Origin of the sequence: Natrinema gelatinilyticum (genome assembly GCF_024266705.1) — an archaeon.
GTDB classification, from domain to species: domain Archaea; phylum Halobacteriota; class Halobacteria; order Halobacteriales; family Natrialbaceae; genus Natrinema; species Natrinema gelatinilyticum.
The window spans coordinates 1,288,983-1,312,970 of record NZ_CP100756.1; the positions used below are offsets into that span (position 1 = coordinate 1,288,983).

21 protein-coding genes, 3 tRNA genes and 3 rRNA genes are annotated in these 23,988 nt (G+C 61.8%); 11 read left to right on the top strand and 16 right to left on the bottom strand.

The annotated features are described in order from the left end of the window. The first annotated feature begins 143 nt into the window (after nt 1–143). The 5 genes from NJU76_RS06315 (at nt 144) to NJU76_RS06335 (ending at nt 5,882) form a co-directional block, all read left to right on the top strand. Nucleotides 144–1,124: an AAA family ATPase gene (locus NJU76_RS06315; RefSeq protein ID WP_254531941.1), complete on the top strand. Its 981-nt coding sequence runs from the start codon at nt 144–146 to the stop codon at nt 1,122–1,124. Beyond that, nucleotides 1,121–2,239 (top strand): DUF58 domain-containing protein, encoded by a 1,119-nt coding sequence (locus NJU76_RS06320; RefSeq protein WP_254531942.1) that lies wholly within the window; start codon nt 1,121–1,123, stop codon nt 2,237–2,239. Before NJU76_RS06315 ends, NJU76_RS06320 begins: the two co-directional genes overlap by 4 nt. Next, the gene (locus tag NJU76_RS06325; RefSeq protein ID WP_254531943.1) at nt 2,236–4,551 is read left to right on the top strand and encodes a transglutaminase TgpA family protein; all 2,316 of its coding nucleotides are present in this window, start codon (nt 2,236–2,238) and stop codon (nt 4,549–4,551) included. Before NJU76_RS06320 ends, NJU76_RS06325 begins: the two co-directional genes overlap by 4 nt. Before the next feature lie 136 nt (nt 4,552–4,687). Next, nucleotides 4,688–4,981: a stress response translation initiation inhibitor YciH gene (yciH, locus tag NJU76_RS06330; RefSeq protein WP_254521485.1), complete on the top strand. Its 294-nt coding sequence runs from the start codon at nt 4,688–4,690 to the stop codon at nt 4,979–4,981. Nucleotides 4,982–5,144: 163 nt separating this feature from the next. After that, a complete protein-coding gene (locus NJU76_RS06335) occupies nt 5,145–5,882 on the top strand; it encodes a flavodoxin domain-containing protein (protein ID WP_254531944.1) in 738 nt (245 codons plus the stop codon). Nucleotides 5,883–5,893: 11 nt separating this feature from the next. Here the strand turns inward: NJU76_RS06335 and NJU76_RS06340 are convergent, their stop codons facing one another. From NJU76_RS06340 to NJU76_RS06375, 8 genes are all read right to left on the bottom strand, one after another. Continuing rightward, nucleotides 5,894–6,259: a rhodanese-like domain-containing protein gene (locus NJU76_RS06340; RefSeq protein ID WP_254531945.1), complete on the bottom strand. Its 366-nt coding sequence runs from the start codon at nt 6,257–6,259 to the stop codon at nt 5,894–5,896. Nucleotides 6,260–6,424: 165 nt separating this feature from the next. Next, nucleotides 6,425–7,012: an NUDIX hydrolase gene (locus NJU76_RS06345; protein ID WP_254531946.1), complete on the bottom strand. Its 588-nt coding sequence runs from the start codon at nt 7,010–7,012 to the stop codon at nt 6,425–6,427. 70 nt (nt 7,013–7,082) lie between these two features. Then, on the bottom strand, nt 7,083–7,508 hold the full coding sequence (locus tag NJU76_RS06350) for a type II toxin-antitoxin system VapC family toxin (protein ID WP_254531947.1): 426 nt from the start codon (nt 7,506–7,508) through the stop codon (nt 7,083–7,085). A 2-nt stretch (nt 7,509–7,510) separates the two neighbouring features. Continuing rightward, nucleotides 7,511–7,783 (bottom strand): AbrB/MazE/SpoVT family DNA-binding domain-containing protein, encoded by a 273-nt coding sequence (locus tag NJU76_RS06355; protein WP_254531948.1) that lies wholly within the window; start codon nt 7,781–7,783, stop codon nt 7,511–7,513. Between the two features lie 38 nt (nt 7,784–7,821). Beyond that, nucleotides 7,822–8,232, bottom strand: a complete 411-nt coding sequence (locus NJU76_RS06360) for a DUF5809 family protein (protein WP_254531949.1) — start codon at nt 8,230–8,232, stop codon at nt 7,822–7,824. A 25-nt stretch (nt 8,233–8,257) separates the two neighbouring features. Beyond that, nucleotides 8,258–8,713 carry a DUF5810 domain-containing protein gene (locus NJU76_RS06365; RefSeq protein ID WP_254531950.1) on the bottom strand — a complete coding sequence of 152 codons (456 nt, stop codon included), beginning with the start codon at nt 8,711–8,713 and terminating at the stop codon, nt 8,258–8,260. Between the two features lie 73 nt (nt 8,714–8,786). Beyond that, entirely contained in the window at nt 8,787–9,260 is a 474-nt protein-coding gene (gene rimI, locus NJU76_RS06370) for a ribosomal protein S18-alanine N-acetyltransferase (protein ID WP_254531951.1), read from the bottom strand. 223 nt (nt 9,261–9,483) lie between these two features. Next, nucleotides 9,484–9,978, bottom strand: coding sequence for a ferritin-like domain-containing protein (locus tag NJU76_RS06375; protein WP_254531952.1), 495 nt, complete (start codon nt 9,976–9,978; stop codon nt 9,484–9,486). Nucleotides 9,979–10,741: 763 nt separating this feature from the next. On the opposite strand from NJU76_RS06375, the gene NJU76_RS06380 reads away from it, so the two are divergent. The 4 genes from NJU76_RS06380 (at nt 10,742) to NJU76_RS06395 (ending at nt 12,466) form a co-directional block, all read left to right on the top strand. After that, nucleotides 10,742–10,882: a hypothetical protein gene (locus tag NJU76_RS06380; RefSeq protein ID WP_254531953.1), complete on the top strand. Its 141-nt coding sequence runs from the start codon at nt 10,742–10,744 to the stop codon at nt 10,880–10,882. A gap of 57 nt (nt 10,883–10,939) precedes the next feature. After that, nucleotides 10,940–11,641 (top strand): DUF7119 family protein, encoded by a 702-nt coding sequence (locus tag NJU76_RS06385; protein ID WP_254531954.1) that lies wholly within the window; start codon nt 10,940–10,942, stop codon nt 11,639–11,641. A 79-nt stretch (nt 11,642–11,720) separates the two neighbouring features. Further along, nucleotides 11,721–11,794, top strand: a tRNA-Lys gene (locus tag NJU76_RS06390). Between the two features lie 522 nt (nt 11,795–12,316). Next, the gene (locus NJU76_RS06395) at nt 12,317–12,466 is read left to right on the top strand and encodes a helix-turn-helix domain-containing protein (RefSeq protein WP_254531955.1); all 150 of its coding nucleotides are present in this window, start codon (nt 12,317–12,319) and stop codon (nt 12,464–12,466) included. A 106-nt stretch (nt 12,467–12,572) separates the two neighbouring features. On the opposite strand, the gene NJU76_RS06400 is transcribed toward NJU76_RS06395, so the two are convergent. The 5 genes from NJU76_RS06400 to NJU76_RS06420 form a co-directional block, all read right to left on the bottom strand. After that, a tRNA-Cys gene (locus NJU76_RS06400) sits at nt 12,573–12,648 on the bottom strand. A gap of 160 nt (nt 12,649–12,808) precedes the next feature. Beyond that, a 5S ribosomal RNA gene (rrf, locus tag NJU76_RS06405) occupies nt 12,809–12,930 on the bottom strand. 151 nt (nt 12,931–13,081) lie between these two features. Then, nucleotides 13,082–16,000, bottom strand: a 23S ribosomal RNA gene (locus NJU76_RS06410). Nucleotides 16,001–16,228: 228 nt separating this feature from the next. Further along, nucleotides 16,229–16,300 (bottom strand) — tRNA-Ala (locus tag NJU76_RS06415). A 159-nt stretch (nt 16,301–16,459) separates the two neighbouring features. After that, nucleotides 16,460–17,934 (bottom strand): 16S ribosomal RNA (locus NJU76_RS06420). The 16S, 23S and 5S rRNA genes sit together here with 2 tRNA genes alongside, the layout of an rRNA operon. Before the next feature lie 911 nt (nt 17,935–18,845). On the opposite strand from NJU76_RS06420, the gene NJU76_RS06425 reads away from it, so the two are divergent. Together NJU76_RS06425 and NJU76_RS06430 are read left to right on the top strand one after the other, a co-directional pair. After that, nucleotides 18,846–19,223, top strand: a complete 378-nt coding sequence (locus NJU76_RS06425) for a transcriptional regulator (protein ID WP_254531956.1) — start codon at nt 18,846–18,848, stop codon at nt 19,221–19,223. Continuing rightward, entirely contained in the window at nt 19,220–19,516 is a 297-nt protein-coding gene (locus NJU76_RS06430) for a DUF7521 family protein (protein WP_254531957.1), read from the top strand. Before NJU76_RS06425 ends, NJU76_RS06430 begins: the two co-directional genes overlap by 4 nt. A 253-nt stretch (nt 19,517–19,769) precedes the next feature. On the opposite strand, the gene lpdA is transcribed toward NJU76_RS06430, so the two are convergent. The 3 genes from lpdA to NJU76_RS06445 all read right to left on the bottom strand — a co-directional run bounded on the left by lpdA (nt 19,770) and on the right by NJU76_RS06445 (nt 23,988). Further along, nucleotides 19,770–21,239: a dihydrolipoyl dehydrogenase gene (lpdA, locus tag NJU76_RS06435; protein WP_254531958.1), complete on the bottom strand. Its 1,470-nt coding sequence runs from the start codon at nt 21,237–21,239 to the stop codon at nt 19,770–19,772. Nucleotides 21,240–21,353: 114 nt separating this feature from the next. Continuing rightward, a complete protein-coding gene (locus NJU76_RS06440; RefSeq protein ID WP_254531959.1) occupies nt 21,354–22,994 on the bottom strand; it encodes a 2-oxo acid dehydrogenase subunit E2 in 1,641 nt (546 codons plus the stop codon). Nucleotide 22,995: 1 nt separating this feature from the next. Further along, nucleotides 22,996–23,988: an alpha-ketoacid dehydrogenase subunit beta gene (locus NJU76_RS06445; RefSeq protein ID WP_254531960.1), complete on the bottom strand. Its 993-nt coding sequence runs from the start codon at nt 23,986–23,988 to the stop codon at nt 22,996–22,998.

Sequence of the window (23,988 nt, forward strand, 5' to 3'; positions counted from 1 at the left end):
GCGCAGTGTACGACACTGATCGGGTGATTCCGGCGAACGACTCGTCGTACCGGTAGCTTATATGACACAAAACATATGTTCCGCAGACACGGATTGCGTAGTAGCGACTGGGTCACCCGGGTCCCGCCGACACATTCGAGACTATGACCAATGTCAATCCGACAGCAGATGCAGGTACTACGTCGACGGCCGACGGCACCGACCTCCAGATATCGACGGTCGAGAGACTCTGTGCCGATATCGAGGAGAACGTCGCGCGCGTGATCGTCGGCCACGAGGGCGTGATCGAACACGTCGTTACCGCTATTCTGGGGCGCGGACACGTCCTGCTGGACGACGTCCCCGGCGTCGGCAAGACCATGCTCGCGCGCTCTATCGCCAGATCGGTCGACTGTACGTTCAGTCGCGTCCAGTTCACGCCCGACCTCCTGCCGACCGACGTCACCGGCGTCAACGTCTTCAACCAGAAGACCCGCGAATTCGAGTTTCAATCTGGACCCATTTTCGGCAACATCGTCCTGGGTGACGAGATTAACCGCGCGCCGCCGAAAACACAGGCAGCGTTGCTCGAGGCCATGGAAGAACAGCAGGTGACCGTCGACGGGACGACGCGGGCGCTTCCGACGCCATTTACGGTCATCGCGACCCAGAACGCCGTCGAACCGAACCGCACCTACGACTTGCCCTTCGCAGAAATCGATCGCTTCATGAAGAAACTCCACCTGGGCTATCCCGACCCCGACGAGGAAGCGGAGTTGCTCGACCGAACGGTCGGTGATCATCCAATCGAGTCACTCGAAGCCGTGACAGACCGCGAGACGCTCGTCGCTGCCCGGGAAGTCGTCTCGACGGTCCAGGTCGCCGAACCGATCCGGAAGTACGCGACGCAGCTGGCGGCGTACACCCGTGAAAACGCACACATCGGCGTCAGCCCGCGCGGGACGATCTCGCTGCTTCGGGCAGCCCAGGCGCGTGCTGTCATCGACGGCCGGGAGTACGTGACTCCCGACGACGTCCAGATCGAAGCACCCGTCGTGATGAGCCACCGGATCAAGACCACCGGTCACGATCGGGACGGGACGGCGGTCGTCGAGGACGCACTCGAGCGTGTGCCCGTCGAATGAGACCGAGTCTGACGATCCGCGGCTGGACCGTCGTCGCCGTCGTCCTCGTCGCCGTCGCGATGAGCCAGTGGTTCGGCCCCCGGGCGCTCAACGCCGTCGTCGTCCCGCTCGGTGTCGTCCTGCTGGCCGGCCTGGCCGCTGTCGTCCGTGCCGACCGGCCGTACGTCGATCGCCACCCCGTTCCTGACGGGTTTATCGGCGAGCATCGACGGGTCGAGGTCGCCATCGAGAGCGGCGGACCCATCGCCGCAACCGTCCGCGATACGGTCGGTGAGGGACTCTCGGCAACCGAGGGTCCGATCGCGGAGACGACGCTCGAAGGCGACGAGACTGTCGCGTACGACGTGCAACTCGAGCGTCGGGGTGATAAGCGAGTCGGTCCGCTGTCGATCGTGGTCCGGGACATCCTCGGACTCGTAGAGCGGCCCTTCGAGTACGAGGAAACCACTCCCGCCCTCGTCTACCCGTACGTTCGCGACCTAGGCCGCGGGTCCGCCACCGATCTCCAGGCGCTCACCGGCCTCGCGGATCGGCACGATCAGCGGGAGTTCGACTACCTCCGGGAGTACCGCCACGGCGACTCCCTCCGCGACGTCCACTGGAAGAGCGCCGCCAAACGCCCCGGCGACGAACTGACCATCGTGGAGTACGCGGACGACGAGAAGGGGAGTACTGTTACGATCGCCGCCGAGTGTCTCCCACACGGATTCGATGGAGCCACCGACCGTGGCTCCACCGACCGCGTCGACGAGATGGCCGCTGCTGCTGCCAGCGTCGTGACCTACCTCCTCGAGCGGGGCACGACGGTTGGGATCGCTCTCCCGAACGAGTCCCGCCCGCCGGGAGCGGGTCGAACGCACCACCGCGAGTTGTTGCGGTTGCTCGCCCTCGCCAAGCCCGGCGAGCTTCCGGAGCGAACCCGCCGGGACGCGGACGTCCTGGTTCGAACCGAGGCGGACGAGACGACGATCGTCGTCGAGGGCCGCGAGATTCCGTTCGACCGGCTCCGTGGCAGCGACCGATCCGAAGAGGCGAGGCGAGCGCACCGAGAGTTGACCGGACGCGACGACGGCAACGATCGTGGCACCGGAAGTTCCCCGAGGACGACCACATGAGTGCGGAGTCGTCCAGCCACGCGGGCGATCGAACGGTTTCGGTCGAGACCGATGGGGCGCTCGGCACCGACGCGATGCACCGGCTCGCACTCGGCTGCGTGCTGGTCCTGACAGCCTCGTACGTGAGCGTGCTCTACGACGTAACGCACGTCGTCGGCGGGACGTGGTCGCTGCTCTCGCTCGTCGGGCTGATGCTCCTCGCGGCGACCGTCTGTGCCCGCACGATCCGCCCACAGACGGCCGCCGTGCTCGCACTGTCGGTGGCCGGGTTCGGATTCGCCTACTATCTCGCGTCGGCCGGCGTCGAACTCGGTGTCGTCTTCAGTTCGACCGACGCCATCGTCTCCGATACCGTTGCGCTCGCGACCGGCCTCCCGTTGCTCCGGATGGTTCAGGCGGGCGTCTGGACGCTCGGGTTCGCACCCGCGCCGGTCTTCCTCTCGTGGTACTTCGCCCTCCGGAGCCACTACGGCCTGAGCGTCGTTCTCGGTGGAGCAGCGCTCGGCTTTCTCGTCCTGACCGGCGATGCCGGGACGGTCGTCACGCTGATCGGTACCCTCGCCGCAATAGCCGCCGTGGCGTTCGGCGAACTCAAGGAGCGAGGGGGTTCGATCGCACAGGCGGACCTGCTGACCGTCCTCTTCGCACTGGCCATCTGCCTCTCGCTGACCGTTACGGCGGTCCCCGGCGAACCGGTCGGGCCGACCCACCTCGTCCAGGGCGAAGCGGGTACGCTCGAAGCGACGATCGATTCCGCCCCCCAGCGATCGGGAATCTCCGGTCAGGTCGATCTCTCGCCGGAAACCCGATTCACCGTCGAATCACCGACGCAATCGTACTGGCGGACGGGCGTTTACGACCGGTTCACTGGCGATGAGTGGGTCCGCACCGGCCAGAGCAGCCGGTACGATGGCGGCCAGATCAACGCCCCGCCCGGCGAGTACGAGACGGTCGAGCAAACGTTTACCGCCGAGACGAAACTGGGTATCATACCGGCCGCACCGCAGCCACTGTCCATATCCGGTGATACCGCCCAGCAGGCGACCATTTCCAGACACGGCCAGCCGCGGCCCGAAACCACACTTCAAAAGGGCGACACATACACCGTCGAGAGCGCGATCGTCGATGCCAATGCGAGCGAGCTCATGGCAGCGGGGACGGACTACCCGGACGTGGTCACCGACCTCTACCTCCAGATCCCCGAGGGAACCTCGAGCGAGTTCCGAGAGCACACTGCGGAGGTAACGGCGGGTGCCACCACCCCCTACGAGACGGCGGTCGCGGTCGAACGACACCTCGAGTCCTCGAAGGAGTACTCGCTCGAGGTTTCCCAACCCGCCGGGAACGTTGCGCAGGGATTCTTGCTCGGAATGGACGAAGGCTATTGCGTCTACTTCGCGACGACGATGACACAGATGCTCCGCGAAGAGGGGATCCCGGCCCGCTACGTCACTGGCTACACGAGCGGTCAACAGATCGACGACGACACGTATCTGGTCCGCGGGCTCGACGCTCACGCCTGGGTCGAGGTCTACTTCCCCGACCACGGCTGGATTCGGTTCGACCCGACACCCGGTGCCAGCCGCGACGACGTCCACACCGAGCGTCTCAGGGAGGCCAGGGAGAACGGAAACGAAGACGCGGATACCGAGGAGAGCGAGGACGTCCCGCTCCCGGAGCGGCCCGACGAGACTCCCGACGACACGAACGATTCCGACCCACAGCAGTCACCGCCTGACGAGCGCCCGAACGAATCACCGTCCGCTCCCACGACCCCCAACGAGACCGATCTGCAGGACCAAGTGTCCGGGTCGAACGACAACACATCCGATCCCGCCGACGGACCGGGCAGCGCTACCAGCACTGTCAGGGTCTGGCTCGACCGATTCGTCACGTTCGTGCGCGAGACCGGGGCGTTCGGATTCGTACTGATCGTCGGACTCGCCGCGGGAGTACGCCGAACTGGCGCGACGACACGTCTCCGTCGCGAAGTCGGCATTTACTGGCACGGGTTTCGGGCCGACCCCGACCGCGACGCCGAGCGCGCATTCCGACGGCTCGAGCGGCTGCTTTCGCACCAGTACCGGCCACGCCGTCGATCAGAGTCCGCGCGAGCGTATCTGCGCTCGATTTCGGAACCCGCCGACGCTGACGACCGCGCACAGATCGATCCGCGGACCGAACGGGTCCTCGATTGTTACGAACGAGCGCTCTACGGCGACGGTGTCAGCCGAGCGGACGCCGACGACGCGATTTCGATCGTCGACGACCTGGCTCGAGACCGACTGCCGGTGATTGGACGCATTCGATGAGCGAAATCCGTTTGCGGAGCAGTCGGGCCCCATACTTCTATGCACCGATTGTGCCCCCGTACACTCAAAAAGAACCAGGCGAGGGCATGCGGGTCCCGATAGTGTTTAATATGCCCGTTTCATACCTACGAACGTAATGTCGGAAGTCTGCTCGACGTGCGGGCTGCCCCAGGAACTCTGCGTCTGCGAGGACGTGGCCAAGGGCCAACAGCAACTCAACATCCGCATTGACGAGCGCAGATACGGAAAAGAGGTAACGATCGTCGAAGGATTCGATCCGAAGGACGTCGATCTGGACAGTCTCTCGTCGGATCTCAAGTCCAAGTTCGCCTGTGGCGGAACCGTCGAAGACGACCACATCGAACTGCAGGGCAATCACACTGGCCGCATCGAGGATTTCCTTCGGGATCGCGGCTTCAACGTCGCGTAATGCCCGCGATGCTCTGAGACGACTTCCGAACCCACGGACGGCGCCGGGATCACTACCGGTGGAATCACGTTTCGGCATTATCACGTAGACGATGGTCATCGCCGGTTGACCATCGACACCGGGGAGTTACGATCATCGAGTCCGTAGACCGATGTGACTCCAAATGGCGTCGTTTCTCGTCGTATTCGGAACCGGTACCGGCCAAACAGCCTCCGTCGCCGAGTCCATCGGGACCGTTATCGCTGATCGAGGTCACGACGTGACGACGAGACGGGTCGAAACCGTCTCGGAGACGGCGGTCGGCGATTTCGATGCCGTGCTCGTCGGCTCGCCGGTCATCGACCGGGCACACCTGCCGGCGGTCATCGCCTTCGTCGAACGGAACCGTGAGGTCCTGACGGCACGACCGACCGCGTTCTTCCAGCTGTCGTTCGCCGCCGCGATTCCGTTTCGCTGGGCCCGAGAGGGGGCGGCCGAGTGGGTGGACGCTCTCGTCGACCGGACGGGCTGGCAACCCGACCGAATCGGGTCCTTCGCCGGCGCAATCAAATACACGCAGTACGACCCGGCTACACGGCTGTTCTTCAAATTATTCGCGGCGCTAACGACAGGCGATACGGACACGTCCCGCGATTACGAGTACACGAACTGGGACGATGTCGAGGCATTTGCAGCCGACTTCGCCAGGTTCGTCGAGCGCAAGGACGTCGGAGGCGGGTCGCAGAGTACCGACACTGGGCTCACGCGCGTCGTCACCGGACTCGGACTCCTACTGGGCGTTTCGAGCCTCGTCTACTGGCTGGTCGTCCGTCGGCGCCAGACCGACGACGGTCGTCGCGGCTCCTCCGCTCGAGTGGGGCGAGCAGACGAGGAACCGAGTGAGAGAATCGACCGTCGATAGCACACCGGCTCTCAAAAGGGCGATTCGGGGTCGTCCGTCGGCGCCGTCGATTCCTCCTCGCGAACGAGACCGAACTTCATGCCGTACTTCTCGAGGCCGCCGTCCATGCTCTCGACGCGAGCGTCGGCAGTCCCCTCGTAGGAGCCGATGAGCTGTGCGGCCTGAACGCTGGCCTTGCCGTGGGGACAGACGGTAACAATGCGGTCAGCGTCCTCGAGTTCCTCGATGCGACTCGTGAGTTCGTGGAAGGGAATGTTCTCGCTGCCGGGAATGTGACTGTGATCGAAGGTCTGCTCGTCGCGGATATCGACGATGCGAACGTCGGCGTCGTCCTCGAGAAGCTCCTCGACCTCGTCGGGTGAGATTTCGCCGTCCATTACCAGCGCGTTGGGCTGCAGGCCGAATAAGGGTGCGGGTCCGAAGACGGTCCGATACTAGCGGGCCGGTGGAATCGATCCGCTGGCGTCAGGCCGTCCGACGCGGTCCGCCTCCGTTCATCTGAGTCTGCAATCTCTCGCTCGAGAGACGACGACGTGAGGCCGCTACAGGAAGCCGTCTTCGTCCGCCAGCAACAGTGCCGACAGAGTCGAATCGTTCGCCGGCGGCTCCCGGGCGCGGTCGAGCGCCTCGTCGACCGGTACCGTCGTCACCTCCAAGAACTCGTTGTTGTCGAGTTCGCGCTCCCCCAGTTCGAGCCCGTTGGCGTAGACGACGCCGCGGTCGTGTCGCAAGACGCCCGTCGCAACTGCGTACTCCTGGAGAAGTGCGGTACTCGTCGGGCGAAACCCGGTCTCCTCCTCGAGTTCGCGAGTCGCCGCTTCCGTGTAGGACTCGCCGTCCTCGACGATCCCCGCGGGCAACTCGAGGTGCGTCTCGCGGATCGTAGGCCGGTACTGTTCGACGAACAGGAGCCGGTCGCCGTCAACGCTCGCGTCACTCCCGCCGTTCGTATTCTCGAGGACGTCTCCGTCGATCCGCGCGACGACGACGACCGCCGGGGGTAAATCCGCCCAGTAGTATCGCTTCTCGTTCCCGTCCGGCTGCTCGAGGCAGTCGTAGCCGCCGTCGTACCAGCCCGTTTCGTACTCGGTTCGCTCCTCTATGAGCTCCCACTCGTCGGGTACCGTCATCGTGACAAGGTGGGTGCTCGAGCGGATAATAGCTGGTGATCGCACGGGCGCGATCGATTCCATTCCGAAGTCACCGGCCGTTCCTGACCGGATCCGTTACCTCGAGCCATTCGAGATCGTCAGCGACGCGTCGTAGCCCGGTATCGTGAGTCCACAGTTGGGAGACGTCATACCGATGCATCGCGGCGAGCACTGCCGCATCACGGCCACCGATTCCGGCATGTGGATGGGACTGTAGAATATCCGCCCCTGTTTCGACGTCTTCTATCGTCAGATCAGCCGTGAGAACATCTTCAAGGGTCAGGAAACGTTCGATTCGACCGTCCGAGTGCTCGAGTTGTGTATGGAAATAGTGGACGACCTCCATCTGCAGAACTGTCGTCGTAAACAGCGGCTCCTTCTCGATCAATGAGTCGAGCGAATCTGTGACTACGTCGTGTTCTTCGAGCGTCTGGTCCAGGTAATAAATCCAGATATTCGCATCGAAACAGTACATCGCTATTCGTCCGGAAGGTCCGATGTCCAATCGGCTTTCAGGTTTTCCGGCGGAACTGTCGGTGCGTCCGGGGCCTTCGTCTCTTCGGTAATACAGCCCCGCATCGACCGAATAAAGTCTTGCCGGGAGATTCGGGGTCGAATGACGACCGATCCGTTTTCGACATCGACACGGACGTGTTCCCCCGTTTCGAGATTTAACTGGTTTCTGATGTGTTTTGGTATCGTGATACGGCCTTTTTCGTCAAGGCGTCGATTCTCACCATCAGTACTCATGTTTCCCACTACAGTGGGAACAAAAATAGGAGTTTCGCCTAGACGAGGTCTCGGTACAACCGTCCGAACGCTTGCCGACGGAGCGTCGCAACCGCCGCGTCCTCCTCGTTCTGGAACGTCGCCGCGACCGCATCGCCGTCCGGGCCCGCGTGCCAGACGACGCGGTCGACGCTCTCGTGGCCGGCCGTCGTCACCTCGCCGTCGTAGGACTCGCGCCACTCCTCGAACTCCTCGCGGCTTCCGACGGTGACCTCAAGCATGCTCGCGAAAAGGGCGTCTCGAGCGGTCTCGACGACGTCGGTCGTGACTCGGTCGTCGTACTCTTCGCGGTCGAATGCCATCGCCTTCGCGACCTCGCGGACGACCGTCTGGGCCGTAGGACCGGCCGCTTCGTAGCGCTCGCGAGCCGCTTCAATCGACGCCGGTGAGAACGCCCCGACCGTGTGCATACGCACACAGTGGGCGGGCCGGCAGTTACGCGTTTTCGTTCTCGTCGGTGTCGCCACCCCCAGCTTCGGCGTTCGACTCCGATTCGTCGCTCACGTCGTCCTCGCTCGAGGGGTGCAGCTGTCGAGTCATCTCGGCAGCCTCCCGTAAGACGGTCTCGGTTTCAGCAGTCATCGAACCGCGGCCGGGGCGGCGGCTCTGACGAGCGAGTCCCTCCTCGAGCGATCCGGGTCGGCCGGGTGCGTCGTCGTCGTGGTCGTGACCGTGGTCACCCCCCTCGAACGCCGGCGTGTCGATTTCTGCCGCGTGCGGACTGACGATCTCGCCGAGTTCCTCCGGGCCGCAGTCGGCCCAGTGGGGTGCGTACTCCTCAAGCCACGCGCGGTGGTCCTCGCGACCGAGCGAGGCGGTGATCGCCAGGTGATTCGCGAGGTGAACCGCGTCGGCCTCTTCGGCGCCACAGACCGGACAGGCGTATCCCATAGCCCCGTTTACGAACGCGAACGGTAAAACGTCCCGCACCCGATATCGCAGTCATCTGTCTCGGTCGCGCGGATCAGCCGAGTTTCCGAATCATCACGATCGCATCCTCGCCGTCACCGTAGTAGCCCGGAACCTGTCGGAGCGGTTCGAAACCGAACTCCCGGTAGAGCCGTCTCGCATCGTCGTTCGAGCGCCGAACCTCGAGTTTTACGGACTCGGCACCGTGGGCCGCGAGGACGCCGAGTGACCGGGTGAGAAGTGCCGAACCGACGCCCATCCCGCGCCGGTCGGGATGAACGGCGATGTCCTTTACGTGTCCGAGGGAGCGACCGATCTGCGTGGTCACGTCGGCGACGACGTAGCCGGCGACCCGGCCGTTGGCTTCTGCGACGAGAAAACCCGGCTCGCCGAGGAATCGCTCGAAAGCGTCGTACGGCCAGGGCTGGGAAAACGACTCGTTCTCGATGTGAACAACAGCGAGCAGATCCGCACGCTCCGCGGATCTGATCGACAGTTCGTTGCGTTCCTCCGGAGCGGGCGTCGTCACACGTACGAATACCGCACCGAATAGTAAAAGGAGTATGCGTCTCGCTTTCTATCACGTGTGAAACGGAACCGGAATACTGAACTGCAGGATGGTGGCATCTACTCGTCGGCGTTGCTCTCTCCGTCCGCCTCGTCCTCGATGTCGGTCGTTGGCTGCCCATCTTCCGTCCCACTGTACTGGGTCTGTTCGTCCTCGTCCTGATCGGGGTCTTCCGGCATGCGAATCACTCCGCCGGTATCGCGTCGATTTCGAACTCTTCGGTCAACTCTTTCAGTTCGTCGAGAGCCGATTGCTCCTCCCGAAGGTTTTCCTCGAGGAGATCAGCCGCGTCGTCCATCCCGAGGTGGTCGGCAAGGGGAATCAGGTTCCCATATGCGGCAATCTCGTAGTGTTCCGTCTTCTCGGCAGCCGCCATGTTGTGGTAGTCCATCACGTCCTGTGACAGATCCATCGAGGTGAACTCCTCGTACTCCTCGAGTAGCCCCTCGATACCCTCGCATTCCTCTTTCTCGGGCGGCTCACCGAACTCGTCGAAGACTTTTTCAAGGCGGTCGATCTGCTCCTGCGTCTCCTCGCGGTGCTCGGCAAACGCTCGGGAAATTTCCTCGCGTTCGGTGTTGCTCTCGAGTTCGTCGAGTGCATCGAGCAACTGATGCTCCGCGTGGTAGATGTCCTCGAGGCCATGTTCGAACAGGTCGTGGATCGTGTCCAGACTCATGGAGTGACCAACCGATCGTTCACAAGCCGGGAGAAAAAGCCGCGCGCCTGCGACAGCAACGCCAGCGCGCGGGCACCATGACACCGGTCGTCGGCACAGTGTACGGCCGCATCGATTCGGCTTTCACGTCCTCGTTCATACTCGGTACCGTTTCGATCGACGTCGACCCACCATTCAAACAGGTCAATTCGATATTTCGATAGATGGTTGGTACCACAACACATTGTTCTGAAAGAAGCACCTTACTTACCGGCCACATTTACCCCTTCACCCTTCGCTCCACAGCGGGGTGCATTCGGGACAGACCCGAGACTGGCGCCTCACCGCCGGATATCGGGGTTCCGATACCGCTGACGACAACGGACGGCTCCTCCTTCCCTCCAGTACGCAGTGTTTTTGGCCCACCTCTCACCACGGACATACGTCTCCGAAGGGAACTCATCGTCCGTCTCGGCGCACAGAGACGCCGTCATTCGGCAAAACAGGAGACGATGGTCCACAACCACAAACAAATCTGACAATATCTCTGTACCGTCGTATCTCTCACACCAGTGAAGGACTGTGCTCGGTCGTCCGCTCGACGAGACCGATCACGTCGGCCGGTATCAGTCCGATCCCGACCGTCTACGTGACGTTCCTCCCGGCCCTGGTCGGATTGGACGGATCTGTCAGAGATACCGGCATAAAACGCCCATAAGACACAGCACGGGTATCGCTTGCAGGCGAAGCGATACTTATCCCATCAGGGTTCGAACGGGTGCCCATGTCTGATGCAGCTGATTGCAATCCAGAGCCGATTGAGCAAGAAGCGACCGAGCGTGACGACACACACCTCGACGATATCGAAGACGGGGCCGGCTGTACGGAAATTTGGGAGCACCTCGCGGAGCAGCGCGAGGAGTAACTCGAGACTGTGGTCTCAGTGCAGACCTTTTTAACGACGTGATCCCTACTGAAATTCATGACCGACAACCGGCCTGGTGATCGATCGCGCCGTCGCGCTGCCTCCGATCGATCGATTCCGACGGACCGGGAATCGCCCGTCGGAGCGCCAGTAATCCGGGGCGACGAATCAGTCACCGGAACTCGTGCCCGCGAAGCCGTCATTTTCGACCCCGACGACCCCGATAGCCTCGCGGACGCCGCCGAAACCGTTCGTCAGTTCGCCGCCGGTGTAACCGACGACGATCACCTCTACATGCTCCGCGGCGCGGCCGCCTGCGCCGCCCTCGTGCGCGGCGAAGGCTCCTACAAGGCCGCCGCCGAACGCACCGACGGCGAAGCGACCGTCTCCTTCATTCGGAAGTGGGCACGCGTTCACGACCTCCCGCGGTCGGTCCGCAAACAGGTTGCACTCGGACAGATCGCCCCCACCGCCGCCAAACACATCGCCCGCGTCGCCGGCGAAGCCCGATTGCTCCTCGCCTGGGCCACTCTCGACGGCGACCTCACCGTTCGCGACGTTCGCAGCGTCGCAAGCGCCGTCAACAACGATGTTCCCCTCGACCAGGCGCTCGCAGACCACGGCGTCACCCTCGGTACACTCGAACTCACCCTCTCACCGTCCACCTACCGCGATCTTCGACGGCGCGCCTCCATCGACGACGTTCATCCCGGCCAACTCGTCACCGACGCACTCGACCAGTACTTCGAACGCGAGTGACTCGATCGCACAGGCTCCGGAATCCCGGTGCATCGAAGAAAGAAACGTTTAACCGCTACTCACCGAAAGACGAAACAGAGGGCCGGTAGCTCAGTTTGGCAGAGCGTCTGGCTTTTAACCAGACGGTCGCGTGTTCAAATCGCGCCCGGCCCGCTTCTGCTCCGAGCACGTACGCGAGAAGCGAAGCGGCTACCGCGATTTGAATCGCAGGGAACACGCAGCGCGTGCGGATCGAGCGACCGCGTGACCGGGTGTCCAAATCGCGCCCGACCCGCTTTCCCGTCGTGAACGACTCCGTGAGCGACGGGTAGCGGAACCGCCGCGATCCGAATGCAGGAGGTCGCGCGCAACGGGGTGAAGCACGTTCGCGTGCCAGTACTCTACTGCTCCATGGACATTCCACGAACGTAGTTGCCGACCGAGCGAGAATTTTTCCAGGTGAGACGCCGAAGTTCGGACGTTTCAGCGGCAGAGTTCACGCCGAATTCGTACGACGTCAGAAACGGATCGAGAAAGCCGAGACCGAGTTAGCTGAAAGAGAGGGTGCTAAGCCCCCGTCCTCGAGGAGCGACCGACGGGAGCGAGTAGGGCGGGGATACAGCACCCGCACGATCGTCACACATCTCTACTCATAAACGTTTAATAAACTACACTCCATAGACGAAAGCAAGTCGCATGGAGTACAGTCCACGATACCGTCTCTTTCCCACCACCACCCAACGGGAGAGTCTCGACTGGACTCGTGACACCGTGCGACAACTCTACAACCACGCCCTCCACGAGATTCTCGAAGTGAGCGACGAGTCCGACGCCGGTCCGAAGTAGACGATCTCCTCTCGGGAGACTTATCTCCGGAATCATACATAGCATCTCGAAATAAGAGGAATTGCCAAGACGTAGTCGTCTTGGGCTTTAGGGTATAAGGTGCTAGAGCCAAGGGCCGGATTTGAACCGGCGATGGGCGGCTCTGCAGGCCGCTGCGTTCGGCCGGACTCTGCCACCTTGGCGCAACATATCGTTGTTCCTGCGTTCGTTTAAGCATAGCGGTACGAGGCAACCGAAAAGTGCGTCGTTCTGTGACCGTTGCGCTGGCTGCAATATGAAAACCCCAGCGGGCGAACCGCCAGTGCGGTCGCTCGCCGGGTGAAAGATGGAAGGAGTATGAGTGGTCGGCGGCGAAACGGGCTTCCCAGAGGCTCGCGCACTCCAGTACTGGCCGTAACGCAGGCGAGCTTATCTTCCGTGTTCGGGATGGGTACGGGAGGCACCTCGCCGCTGTGGCCGCCGTAATGCCGATCGACGGAATCGAACCGCCGTCAAACCATAATCGGTAGACGGTGTCTGCGTTGTGGGCGTCTATCTGTGACCGATGTGTATGTGTAGTCCAGTATGCGTCCGGACCCGCTCGCGTGTCACGGATCCAATGCGATGTAGTGTATGAGTGTGTGGCTCGATCAGTTAGTGCTCGCGGGCTCAACACCTCGTTGCCTTGGTGCGTACACCCCGAGTCTATCGACCTCGTCTTCTACGAGTGATCTCGGTGGTATCTCTTTTTCAGGTGGGTTTCGAGCTTAGATGCGTTCAGCTCTTACCCCGTGGTGCGTCGCTGCCCGGCACGTGCCCTCTCGGACAGCCGGTACACGAGTGGCACCCATTCGTAGTTCCTCTCGTACTATACGAACGTTCCCGTCAGATACCGTTACACCCCCAATAGATAGCAGCCGACCTGTCTCACGACGGTCTAAACCCAGCTCACGACCTCCTTTAATAGGCGAACAACCTCACCCTTGCCCGCTTCTGCACGGGCAGGATGGAGGGAACCGACATCGAGGTAGCAAGCCACCCGGTCGATATGTGCTCTTGCGGGTGACGACTCTGTTATCCCTAAGGTAGCTTTTCTGTCAGCAATCGCCCGCATCAAGCAGGCTGATTGGTTCGCTAGACCACGCTTTCGCGTCAGCGTCCATCGTTGTGCTGGACACTGTCAGACTTCCGTATGCTCTTGCGCTCTTTCCCGCGTCTCCGACACGGGTGAGGAAATCTTGGGGCGCGCCCGATATCTTTTCAGGCGCGTACCGCCCCAGTCAAACTGCCCGGCTACCAGTGTCCTCCGCCAGGAGTGAGAGTCGCAGTCACCATCGGGTAGTATTTCAGTGATGCCTCGGTGACCCGCTAGCGCGGGTACCTGTGTAGCGGCTCCTACCTATGCTGCACAATGGCGACCACGTCTCAGTGACAGCCTGCAGTAAAGCTCTATAGGGTCTTCGCTTCCCCTTGGGGGTCTCCAGACTCCGCACTGGAACGTACAGTTCACCGGGCCCAACGTTGGGACAGTGGCGCTCTCGTTGATCCATTCATGCAAGCCGCTACTGAAGCGGCAAGGTACTACGCTACCTTAAGAGGGTCATAGTTACCCCCGCCGTTAACAGGTCCTTCGTCCCCTTGTACGGGGTGTTCAGATACCTGCACTGGGCAGGATTCAGTGACCGTACGAGTCCTTGCGGATTTGCGGTCACCTATGTTGTTACTAGACAGTCGGAGCGCCCGAGTCACTGCGACCTGCCTCTTTCCGAGGCAGGCATCCCTTATTGCCAACGTACGGGACTAACTTGCCGAATTCCCTAACGTCGGTTGCTCCCGACAGACCTTGGCTTTCGCCGCCACGAGTACCTGTGTCGGATCTCGGTACGGACAGTGTGCTCGCCTTTTCACGGGCTCTAGGTTGACCTGACTTGCGCTATCCAGCCGTTCAACCGCTTCGTGCCATTACGGCTTCCACGATTTTTGACTGTTCGACTGGGCGAAGGCCCAGCTCAGGCGGCCCCAAAGCGTCGGCTTTGAGTGCACACTGGCATAGGAATATTAACCTATTTCCCTGTTGTCAGCTTCGACTTGCGGGCTGACTTAGGACCGGCTAACCCTCAGCTGATTAGCATTGCTGAGGAACCCTTACTCGTTCGGCCGTCGGGGTTCTAACCCGACTAACGCTGCTACTATGACCAGGATTTTCGTTACTGAACGGTCCACACGAACTCTCGTCCGTGCTTCCATCCGAACAGAACGCCAACCTACAAGATTGCGGTATGATCCGCACTGCTAGGTCTCGGTGGTGGATTTGAGCCCCGATCATTTTGGGCGCCTCAAACCTCGGCCGGTAAGCTGTTACGCTTTTCTTAGAGGGTAGCTGCTTCTAAGCTCACCTCCCGGCTGTCTAGGGCTTGAGACCACCTTCGATCGCACTTAATCCACACTTGGGGACCTTAACCCAGCTCTGGGTTGTCTCCCTCACGGTACACAGGCTTACCCCGCGCACCGGACTCCCTGCGTCAAACGACGTTCGTAGGTTCGGAGTTGGACAGGGGGGCGCACTCCTCTCGGAGTGCGGTCCCCCAATCCGTTGCTCTACCCCACGAACTATCTCGGCAGAGGTCATGCTTCGACATGTTTCGGTTGGAACCAGCTGTTTCCGGACTCGATGGGCCTTTCACCCCTAGACGTAGATCACGAGAGGGTATTGTAGGACACCAACTCTAACAGGCCTCCACGTACCTTTCGGTACGCTTCACCTTGTCCACGCCTAGATCGTCCGGTTTCGGGTCGTGCCCGTTTGACTCCCCGCGCTTGAACACGGCGGCCCTCACACATAGTGCTGCGGCCCTGTCGGTTTCCCTTCGCCTTCCTCGATGATCGAGTTAGACTCGTCAAACAGGCACACTCCCTGGTTCGTTTTTCAAAACGTACGACAGAACACCGGCTTCCCGTGATTCTTACTAGTAGCTCGCGCTACGGTCATTTCTCACGGGACCTTTCGTGCCCCGTCGCTCCATCGCCAACTGATTTCACGCCCTATTGCACCTCCCTTCTTGGGGTGCTTTTCAGCGTTCGCTCACGCTACTTGTTCGCTATCGGTCTTGAGGAGTGTTTAGTCTTCGCGGTCGATGCCCGCGAGATTCACGAGGGATATCCAACCCCCGATACTCTGGAGCTGACTCGTTCTCTACTCGTCAACAGTACGGGACTGTCACCCTGTCTCGTGCTCCGTTCCAGGAGACTTCGTGTCGCGTTTCAGGAAGTGATCGTCAGTCCGAACACCACATTGCCCGAAGGCTTCGGTTTGGACTGTATCGCGTTCATTCGCCATTACTTACGACATCGCGTTTGCTTTCTTTTCCTGTCGGTACTAAGATGTTTCAATTCCCGACGTTCCCCATTGCGCGAAGCAATTGCGGTGGGGATTCCCATTCGGAGATCCTATGTTCTTCGCCTCCGTGCGGCTCCCATAGGCTTATCGCAGCTTGGCACGTCCTTCTTCAGCTCTCAAGCCGAGCGATCCACCAGCTGGCACAGTAGCCACGTTCATCGGATCGGCGTTGCGACAGAGTCGCAACATCGTGACCCGGGAACGGGTCCAGTGGACGCCTGGACTACACGTACACACGGTCTCATCTGCACGCCAGTAGACAGCTGGCGTGCATTAACCCTTCCCACCCACGTTTGCACGGGGTGGTGCATCGGTTAGCTTCGGATTGATTCGTAGCGCCCTCTCCCACTTAAGGGGAGTGATTCGCTCCGAATCGCACCGAGTCATGGACCCACAGGGATTCGAACCCTGGGCATCCTCCTTGCAAAGGAGGCACTCTACCACTGAGCTATGGGCCCACGCCCGCCTCCGAGGAGGCGGGCGGGGAGTTGGGTGTTAGCCCTGGTAGTTCTGAGGTGCCCGATCGGCCAGTCGGGTGACTGTCGCGATCGAACGTGAATGCGGTTCGAAAACCGCTATCCGCAGTGAGCCAGGCGCGTCGGCCTGGTCTCGGTCTGTGGAGGTGATCCAGCCGCAGATTCCCCTACGGCTACCTTGTTACGACTTAAGCCCCCTTGCGGAGCCCAGATTCGACCGCTGTTACAGCGGCCTCATCCGGACCCCACTCGGGTGCTTTGACGGGCGGTGTGTGCAAGGAGCAGGGACGTATTCACCGCCGTCTTCTGAACGGCGATTACTACCGAATCCAGCTTCATGAGGGCGAGTTTCAGCCCTCAATCCGAACTACGACCGAGTTTCGGAGATTAGCGCCCCCTTTCGGGGTGGCATCCCACTGTCTCGGCCATTGTAGCCCGCGTGTCGCCCAGCACATTCGGGGCATACTGACCTACCGTTGCCCGTTCCTTCCTCCAGTTTGGCACTGGCAGTCCTCCTAATGTACCCAACCACCACAAGGGTGTTGCTGGCAATTAGGAGTGCGGGTCTCGCTCGTTGCCTGACTTAACAGGACGCCTCACGGTACGAGCTGACGGCGGCCATGCACCTCCTCTCAATGGCTCCAGTAAGCTCATCACACTGACCTTCACTGCACATTGTCGATGCTGGTGAGATGTCCGGCGTTGAGTCCAATTAAACCGCAGGCTCCTCCGGTTGTAGTGCTCCCCCGCCAATTCCTTTAAGTTTCATCCTTGCGGACGTACTTCCCAGGCGGTCTGCTTCACGGCTTCCCTACGGCACAACACAGGCTCGTAGCCTGTGTCACACCTAGCAGACATCGTTTACAGCTTGGACTACCCGGGTATCTAATCCGGTTCGTGACCCAAGCTTTCGTCCCTCACCGTCGGATCCGTCCTTCCAGAGCGCTTTCGCCACCGGTGGTCCGTCCAGGATTACGGGATTTCACTCCTACCCCAGACGTACCCTCTGGATCTTCCGGTCCCAAGCCACGCAGTTTCTACCGGACGCCCGCACGTTAAGCGCGCGGATTTCCCGATGGACTTGCGTGGCCAGCTACGGACGCTTTAGGCCCAATAATAGCGGTCATCACTCGTGCTGCCGGTATTACCGCGGCGGCTGGCACCGGTCTTGCCCAGCACTTATTCTACCACCTCCTTACGGTGGTGAAAAGCGAGGACTATATGCCCTCGCACTTGGAGTCCCCTTATCGCACTCTCGTGCAGTGTAAAGGTTTCGCGCCTGCTGCGCCCCGTAGGGCCCGGAATCTTGTCTCAGATTCCGTCTCCGGGCTCTTGCTCTCACAACCCGTACCGATTATCGGCACGGTGGGCCGTTACCCCACCGTCTACCTAATCGGCCGCAGCCACATCCTATGGCGCCGGGACGTTTCGGGTTCGCGCCACTTCCAGGCTGCGAACCGTATCCCGGATTAGCCTCAGTTTCCCGAGGTTATCCGGGTCCATAGGGTAGTTTGGCCACGTGTTACTGAGCTATCTGCTACGAGTCTGAACTCGTGCAACTAGCATGGCTAAATCGGACTCCAATAGCAATGACCTCCGGCAGGATCAACCGGAATGAATGCTATCTCCCCGAGCTGTGCTCGGGGTCTGGCGGTGAATGTTGGTACACACTCACACATGATATAATGGTCCACGTTCGATGACGACAGCCGATCACGACGACCGATTGGGCGTCACCGAACTACCAGGGCTAACATCAGATCCCATCTGTACGGCGGACCGCAGGGGTAGGATCCTCATTTCCTTCGGACGTATTCGTAAGCCGTCAGGGGTACATAACCCCTTCGAACTCACGTCGCCCGAGATGACGGCCCGAGTTGAACGGACCGTCGATCACGCGTTCGTTGCGTTCTATCCAACTGCCCTCGTACATATAAGGGCGTCGGATCGCGTCCACGCCGAAAACCGCATCCGGAGTGGTCGTGTGCGATCTTGACTGAGTGCCCAGGGACGTATAAAGGCGTCGGATCGTTGTGATCGTGAATATCGGCCACGATGACATTCGATTCTGGAACGCCCAGATACGGATTGGGTCGCCAGTTCGATCCGGCGACATGTCCGAGGTGGATAGAACGCCTGCCTCCGCGCCGGAACACGGCCGGAGGGAACGTGGCGTCGTGCGCCACGTTGTTCGCATTACTTTCGAGGACCGGGTTACTATAAAAGACCGTCGGACTGCGGCCGTATCGAAATCCAGTACCATGACACGGTTTTCCACGAGATCGGGTTGCTGTGATGAGACGAGTAGCCGAGTCGCGTCACTCGAGCGAACCCTATTTGCTCTCGAGAAAATGTCACGCGGGCGGAGGTCGGCCGGTCATCCCACCCTCGAAGGTACGGTCGGGCCGGATGATACCCGCGTGCCCTATTTCGAGGGTACACGCGCAAGAAGGTGTCGAGTGGGTTCGGTGAGCGACGGGAAACGCATCGATGCCGATAAACCACGTGCGTTGTAAGGGAAATACGAATGGTCCGGGACCCGTTCGCTTCGGAGTCGACCCCGTCCGCAGAGGAGATCTGCTCTGCGCTGGACGATCCCGACTGCCGTGAAATTATTCGGAAGCTCGAGGAACCCATGACGGCATCAGAGCTAACGAAACAGTGTGACATCCCCCAATCGACGTTGTACCGGAAACTCGAGTTGTTGACCGACGCGACGTTGCTCGAGGAGTCGACGGAGATTCGACAGGACGGTCACCACGCGAGCAAGTACTCGGTCGCGTTCGACGAGATTACGCTCGGACTGGACGAGGATCGGTCACTATCGGTTCAGATCGAGCGGCCGGCCCGGACGGCGGACGAGCGACTCGCGGAACTGTGGTCGGAGGTGCGAAAAGAGACATGAATCCGTTTCCCGCAGGGGCACCCGAGACGATGCTCGCACTGGCCATCGTCAAAACCCTCGTTCTCATCGTCGGCGGTGTCATCACGTACTTCGCGTTCAAAGCGTACCGCCGGACCCGGCAGCGAGCGCTGGGGTATCTCGCAGCCGGATTCGGGCTCGTCACGCTCGGCCTGGTGCTCGCGGGGATGCTGTACGAGGTGCTCGGCGTCGAACTTGTGACGGGAATTCTGCTCGAGAGCTGTCTGGTACTCGTCGGTTTTCTGGTGATCGCTTATTCGCTGTACGTGCAGTGAGTGGCGGAGATCATAAGAGATTGGAACGGACGTCGTCGCTGCAGATGGGCGTCAGCGCTGCCGATTGGGGGTCGCTGCGGTGTGAAGGGTGGAACGCGGCTATCCGGTGGTCGACGTGAAAAGCGAACGTGTGCGAGCTGGCGGGCGGATCGGCGCGTCTCAGTTCGGGAATCGATTGCCGAATCGGGAACGGCCGCGTCGACGAACGCGAAACAGCCGCGTCAACGGATACCGAACGCCAGCGAGCACGGCGTTACCGGTTCAGGGTATGAATCGCGTGACCGAGTGCGTTCTCGGCGGCTTCCATCACCGACTCAGAGAGGGTCGGATGTGCATGGACCGTCGCGGCGACGTCCTCGAGCGTGGCGCCCAACTCGATCGCGAATCCAAGTTCAGCGATCAGCTCTGAGGCCTCCGGGCCGACGATCGACGCACCGAGGAGGTAGCCGGCGGCGTCGTCGGCGACGATCTTGACGAAGCCGTCGCTGTGGCCGGTCGTTAGCGCTCGGCCACTGGCCCGGAACGGGAACTGGCCGACAGTGGTTTCGAAGCCGGCTTCGATCGCTTCGGACTCGGTCATGCCGACGGTGGCGATTTCAGGGTCGGTAAAGACGACGGCCGGAATCGCCTGCTGGTCGAGCATCGCGGGTTCGCCGGCGATCACTTCGGCAGCGATCTTTCCCTCTGTACTCCCCTTGTGAGCTAGCATGGGTTCGCCGGCGACGTCACCGACGGCGAAGATGTGGTCGATATTCGTTCGTGCGCGCGAATCCGTGACGATAAAGCCCCGATCGTCGGTCTCGACTCCCGCGGCGGACAGTTCGAGCGTGTCTGAAACCGGCTCGCGGCCGACGGCGACCAGCACGGAATCGGCGTCAAACTCGAGGCGGTCGTCGACGAGTTGCTCGGCCTCCTCTCCGCCATCAGCGGCGGCCTGTTCTGCCGGCTCGGCGACGACGCGGATCCCGCCCTCGTCGCGGTCGTGCCAGTTGGACACGGTGTAGCCGAACTCGAAGTCGATCCCGAGGTCGGTCGCCCGTTGCTTCACGGGGCGTTTGAGGTCGTCGTCGTAACCAGGAAGGATCGAGTCGAGCATCTCGATGACGGTCACGTCGGTCTTGAGTTTGGCGAAGACGTTCGCGAGTTCCATCCCGATGTAGCCGGCGCCGACGATGACCAGCGAGTCGGGGACGGACGTGAGCCCCAGCGCCTGTCTCGAGTCCAGAATAGGCTCGTCGTCGAACTGGAAGTTCGGAATCTCGACAGGGCGAGAGCCGGTCGCGACGATCGCATGCTCGAATTCGACGCTCTCCGACCCCTGCCCCTCGCCGCTATGAGAGACGCGGACGGTGTTCTCGTCCGCGAAGCGAGCGGTGCCTTCGAGCAGGGTCACGCCGTTCGCCTTGCAGAGTTTCTCGACGCCGCCGGTGAGTTGGTCGACAACACCGTCTTTCCAGTCGATCATCCCGGCGAGATCGATCGCGGGGTCGGCGTGGATCCCCATCTCTTCGGCGGTCGCGGCCTCGTGGGCGACGTCTGTGGCGGTTATCAGCGCCTTCGAGGGGATACAGCCGTAGTTCAGACAGGTCCCGCCGTAGGCGTCTCTCTCGACGAGCGTTACGTCCAGATCGAGCTGGCCAGCGCGGATCGCGGCGACGTAGCCGGCTGGTCCCGCACCGACGACTAGGACCTCCGTCCCGGTGGTGACATCTCCGACGACCATCAGCTATCAGTCTCCATCGTGCGTGTGATTGTTGTCCTCATGTTCGGTATCGTTGATCTCAATCGCCCTGCAGTACTTTCGTCTCCCATTCGTATTCAAAACTCCCGTCTCCGGTCACTCGAGCAAGAGGAGGTTCGGGTTCTCGAGGTACTCCATGACCGTATTCGTGAATCGCGCACCGACGGCCCCGTCTAACAGCCGGTGATCGAACGACAGCGAGAGCGTCATCACCGAACGAGGTTCGATCGATTCTGCGCCGTCGTCGTCGGTGACGACCCGCGGTTTGCGCTTGATCTCGCCGATCGCGAGGATCCCGGCTTCGGGATAGTTGATGATCGGGGTGGCGTACTCGCCGCCGATGCCGCCGACGTTGGTGACCGTGAACGTCGAACCGCGCAGTTCGCCGGGGCTGATCGTACGATCGCGGGCCTTCTGGACGAGTTCGTTCATCTCCGAAGAGAGTTGCAGGAGGCTCTTCCGGTCGGCGTCTTCGACCACCGGGACCATCAGTCCGACGTCAGTCGCGGTCGCGACCCCGATGTTGTAGTAGTCGCGGTAGACGATTTCCTCGTTCGCTTCGTCGATGACCGCGTTCATCTCGGGATGTTCTTTCAGCGCCGCCACGACGGCCTTCATGATGAACGGCATGTATGTCAGCCGGATTCCACGGTCCTCGGCGCGCCGTTTGAGTTCGTCGCGCGCGGCCACGAGTGCGGTGACGTCGACCTCGTCGTGGTGGGTGACGTGTGGCGCGGTGTACTTCGACTCGACCATCGCCTCGGCGATGCGTTTACGGACACCTGTGTACGGTTCGCGGCGTTCGCGCTCGCCCTCGGCGAAGACCTGACCCGCCGTTTCGACTCGCTCACCCGCTTCGACCGCCTCGCGGTCAGCTTCCTGTGCTCGTTTCTGCGCCTCGGCGTACTCCTGGACAGCCTCGGGTGTGACGAACGTCTCGCCGTCGCGTTCTTCGACGGCGGGCACGGCGTCGATGTCGATACCTTCCTCCTCGGCGAGTCGCCGAGTCGCCGGCGCGGCCAGCGTCCTGTCACGATCGGCGTCACCCTGCGTCGGGGGCTCGGACCAGCGAGAACGCGAAGACCCCGTTGCGGTCTCGGGAGACGGTTCCGCGGCGGGTTCTCCGCCGCCACCGGTCTCGCTCGACTCACTCGGCCCCGGTTCTTCCTCGCCGGCAGTCGGCCCAGGCGTCTGTGACTGGGGCTGGCCCTGTTTCGCGGCGGATTCAGCGCCGTTCGCCGCCTGCACGTCGGCCGCAGTGATCCGACCGCCGGGACCGCTTCCGTCTATTCTCGAGAGATCGATCCCGCGCTCGCGCGCCGTGCGACGGACGCGCGGCGGTGCGAAGACGCGGTCGTCGGGTGTGGAACCTGCCTCGGTTTCGGTCTGCACCTCACTAGGGCGTTCCGGGGCTTCGCCAGCGGCGGCCGTCGATTCCGTGTCATCGGCCGCAGCGGATTCCTCCCTCGTCGCCGCAGAGGGTTCGGTCGCGGGTTCACCGGCTTCGTCGAACGAGATGATCACCGTCCCGACCGGGACGACTTCGCCCTCCTCGACGTGCAACTCGCGGACGGTGCCGTCGACCGGTGCGGGAACCTCCACGAGCGCCTTGTCCGTCTCGACCTCGGCGACCGACTGGTCCTCCGAGACCTTGTCGCCTTCCTCGACGAGCCACGTGACGAGTTCACCTTCTGCGACGCCCTCGCCGACGTCCGGCAGTTCGAACTCCCTGACCATCTTAGAACCCCACCGCGTTCCGAATCCCGTCCTCGATACGAGCTGGCTCGGGCAGGTAGTAATCCTCGAGCGCGTACAGCGGGAACGGCGTGTCGAAGCCCGTGATTCGCTCGACCGGCGCTTCCTGGTACAGGAGGGCCTCCTCCTGTAGGGTTGCGGTTATCTCGGCGCCGAGACCACCCGTCTTCGGGGCCTCGTGGACGACCGCAGCACGGCCGGTCTTCTTGAAGGAGTCGACGATAGTCTCCTCGTCCAGCGGCGAGACCGTCCGCAGGTCGACCACCTCGACGTCTATCTCGCCAGCGAGATTCTCCGCGGCCTCGAGGGTCGGCCGAGTCATCGCGCCCCAGGTGTAGACCGAGATGTCCGAGCCCTCGCGGCGGACGGCTGCCTCGCCAATTGGCACGGTGTACGAGTCCGCCGGCACTTCCTCGCGGAACGCTCGGTAGATGAGCTTCGGCTCGAGGAAGATCACCGGGTCGGGACTCCGAACGGCGCTCGCCAACAGCCCCTTAGCGTCGTGGGGGGTCGAGGGGATGACGACCTGAAGTCCCGGCTGGTGGACGAACATCGCCTCCGTCGACTCGGAGTGATGTTCCGGCGCGCGGATGCCGCCGCCGTAGGGGGCGCGGACGACCAGTGGACAAGTGAATCGTCCGCGCGAGCGCGTTCGTAGACGCGCCGCGTGCGAGACGATCTGATCGAACGCGGGGTAGATGAAGCCCAGGAATTGGATCTCGGGTATCGGCCGCATTCCGTAGGCGGCCATCCCGATTGCCGTCCCGACGATCCCCGACTCAGCGAGCGGAGTATCGATCACGCGGTTCTCGCCGAATTCGTCGTATAGGCCCTCAGTCGCGCGGAAGACGCCGCCGTTCTGGCCGACGTCTTCGCCCATGACCACGACGTCGTCGTCGCGTTCCATTTCGGTGTGCAATCCGTCCTGTACCGCCTGTACCAGCGTGAGATCTTCCGCTCGTGATTCTGCTGCCAT

Bases quoted from the DNA above. Each gene is read 5' to 3' on its own strand.
- NJU76_RS06315 (WP_254531941.1), top strand. From the start codon at position 144: ATGACCAATGTCAATCCGACAGCAGATGCAGGTACTACGTCGACGGCC.
- NJU76_RS06385 (WP_254531954.1), top strand. From the start codon at position 10,940: ATGACCGACAACCGGCCTGGTGATCGATCGCGCCGTCGCGCTGCCTCC.
- NJU76_RS06445 (WP_254531960.1), bottom strand. From the start codon at position 23,988: ATGGCAGCAGAATCACGAGCGGAAGATCTCACGCTGGTACAGGCGGTA.
- NJU76_RS06345 (WP_254531946.1), bottom strand. From the start codon at position 7,012: ATGACGGTACCCGACGAGTGGGAGCTCATAGAGGAGCGAACCGAGTAC.
- NJU76_RS06360 (WP_254531949.1), bottom strand. From the start codon at position 8,232: ATGCACACGGTCGGGGCGTTCTCACCGGCGTCGATTGAAGCGGCTCGC.
- NJU76_RS06395 (WP_254531955.1), top strand. From the start codon at position 12,317: ATGGAGTACAGTCCACGATACCGTCTCTTTCCCACCACCACCCAACGG.
- NJU76_RS06320 (WP_254531942.1), top strand. From the start codon at position 1,121: ATGAGACCGAGTCTGACGATCCGCGGCTGGACCGTCGTCGCCGTCGTC.
- NJU76_RS06340 (WP_254531945.1), bottom strand. From the start codon at position 6,259: ATGGACGGCGAAATCTCACCCGACGAGGTCGAGGAGCTTCTCGAGGAC.
- NJU76_RS06335 (WP_254531944.1), top strand. From the start codon at position 5,145: ATGGCGTCGTTTCTCGTCGTATTCGGAACCGGTACCGGCCAAACAGCC.
- NJU76_RS06430 (WP_254531957.1), top strand. From the start codon at position 19,220: ATGAATCCGTTTCCCGCAGGGGCACCCGAGACGATGCTCGCACTGGCC.
- yciH (WP_254521485.1), top strand. From the start codon at position 4,688: ATGTCGGAAGTCTGCTCGACGTGCGGGCTGCCCCAGGAACTCTGCGTC.
- NJU76_RS06325 (WP_254531943.1), top strand. From the start codon at position 2,236: ATGAGTGCGGAGTCGTCCAGCCACGCGGGCGATCGAACGGTTTCGGTC.
- NJU76_RS06365 (WP_254531950.1), bottom strand. From the start codon at position 8,713: ATGGGATACGCCTGTCCGGTCTGTGGCGCCGAAGAGGCCGACGCGGTT.
- lpdA (WP_254531958.1), bottom strand. From the start codon at position 21,239: ATGGTCGTCGGAGATGTCACCACCGGGACGGAGGTCCTAGTCGTCGGT.
- NJU76_RS06355 (WP_254531948.1), bottom strand. From the start codon at position 7,783: ATGAGTACTGATGGTGAGAATCGACGCCTTGACGAAAAAGGCCGTATC.
- NJU76_RS06375 (WP_254531952.1), bottom strand. From the start codon at position 9,978: ATGAGTCTGGACACGATCCACGACCTGTTCGAACATGGCCTCGAGGAC.
- NJU76_RS06440 (WP_254531959.1), bottom strand. From the start codon at position 22,994: ATGGTCAGGGAGTTCGAACTGCCGGACGTCGGCGAGGGCGTCGCAGAA.
- NJU76_RS06350 (WP_254531947.1), bottom strand. From the start codon at position 7,508: ATGTACTGTTTCGATGCGAATATCTGGATTTATTACCTGGACCAGACG.
- NJU76_RS06380 (WP_254531953.1), top strand. From the start codon at position 10,742: ATGTCTGATGCAGCTGATTGCAATCCAGAGCCGATTGAGCAAGAAGCG.
- NJU76_RS06425 (WP_254531956.1), top strand. From the start codon at position 18,846: ATGGTCCGGGACCCGTTCGCTTCGGAGTCGACCCCGTCCGCAGAGGAG.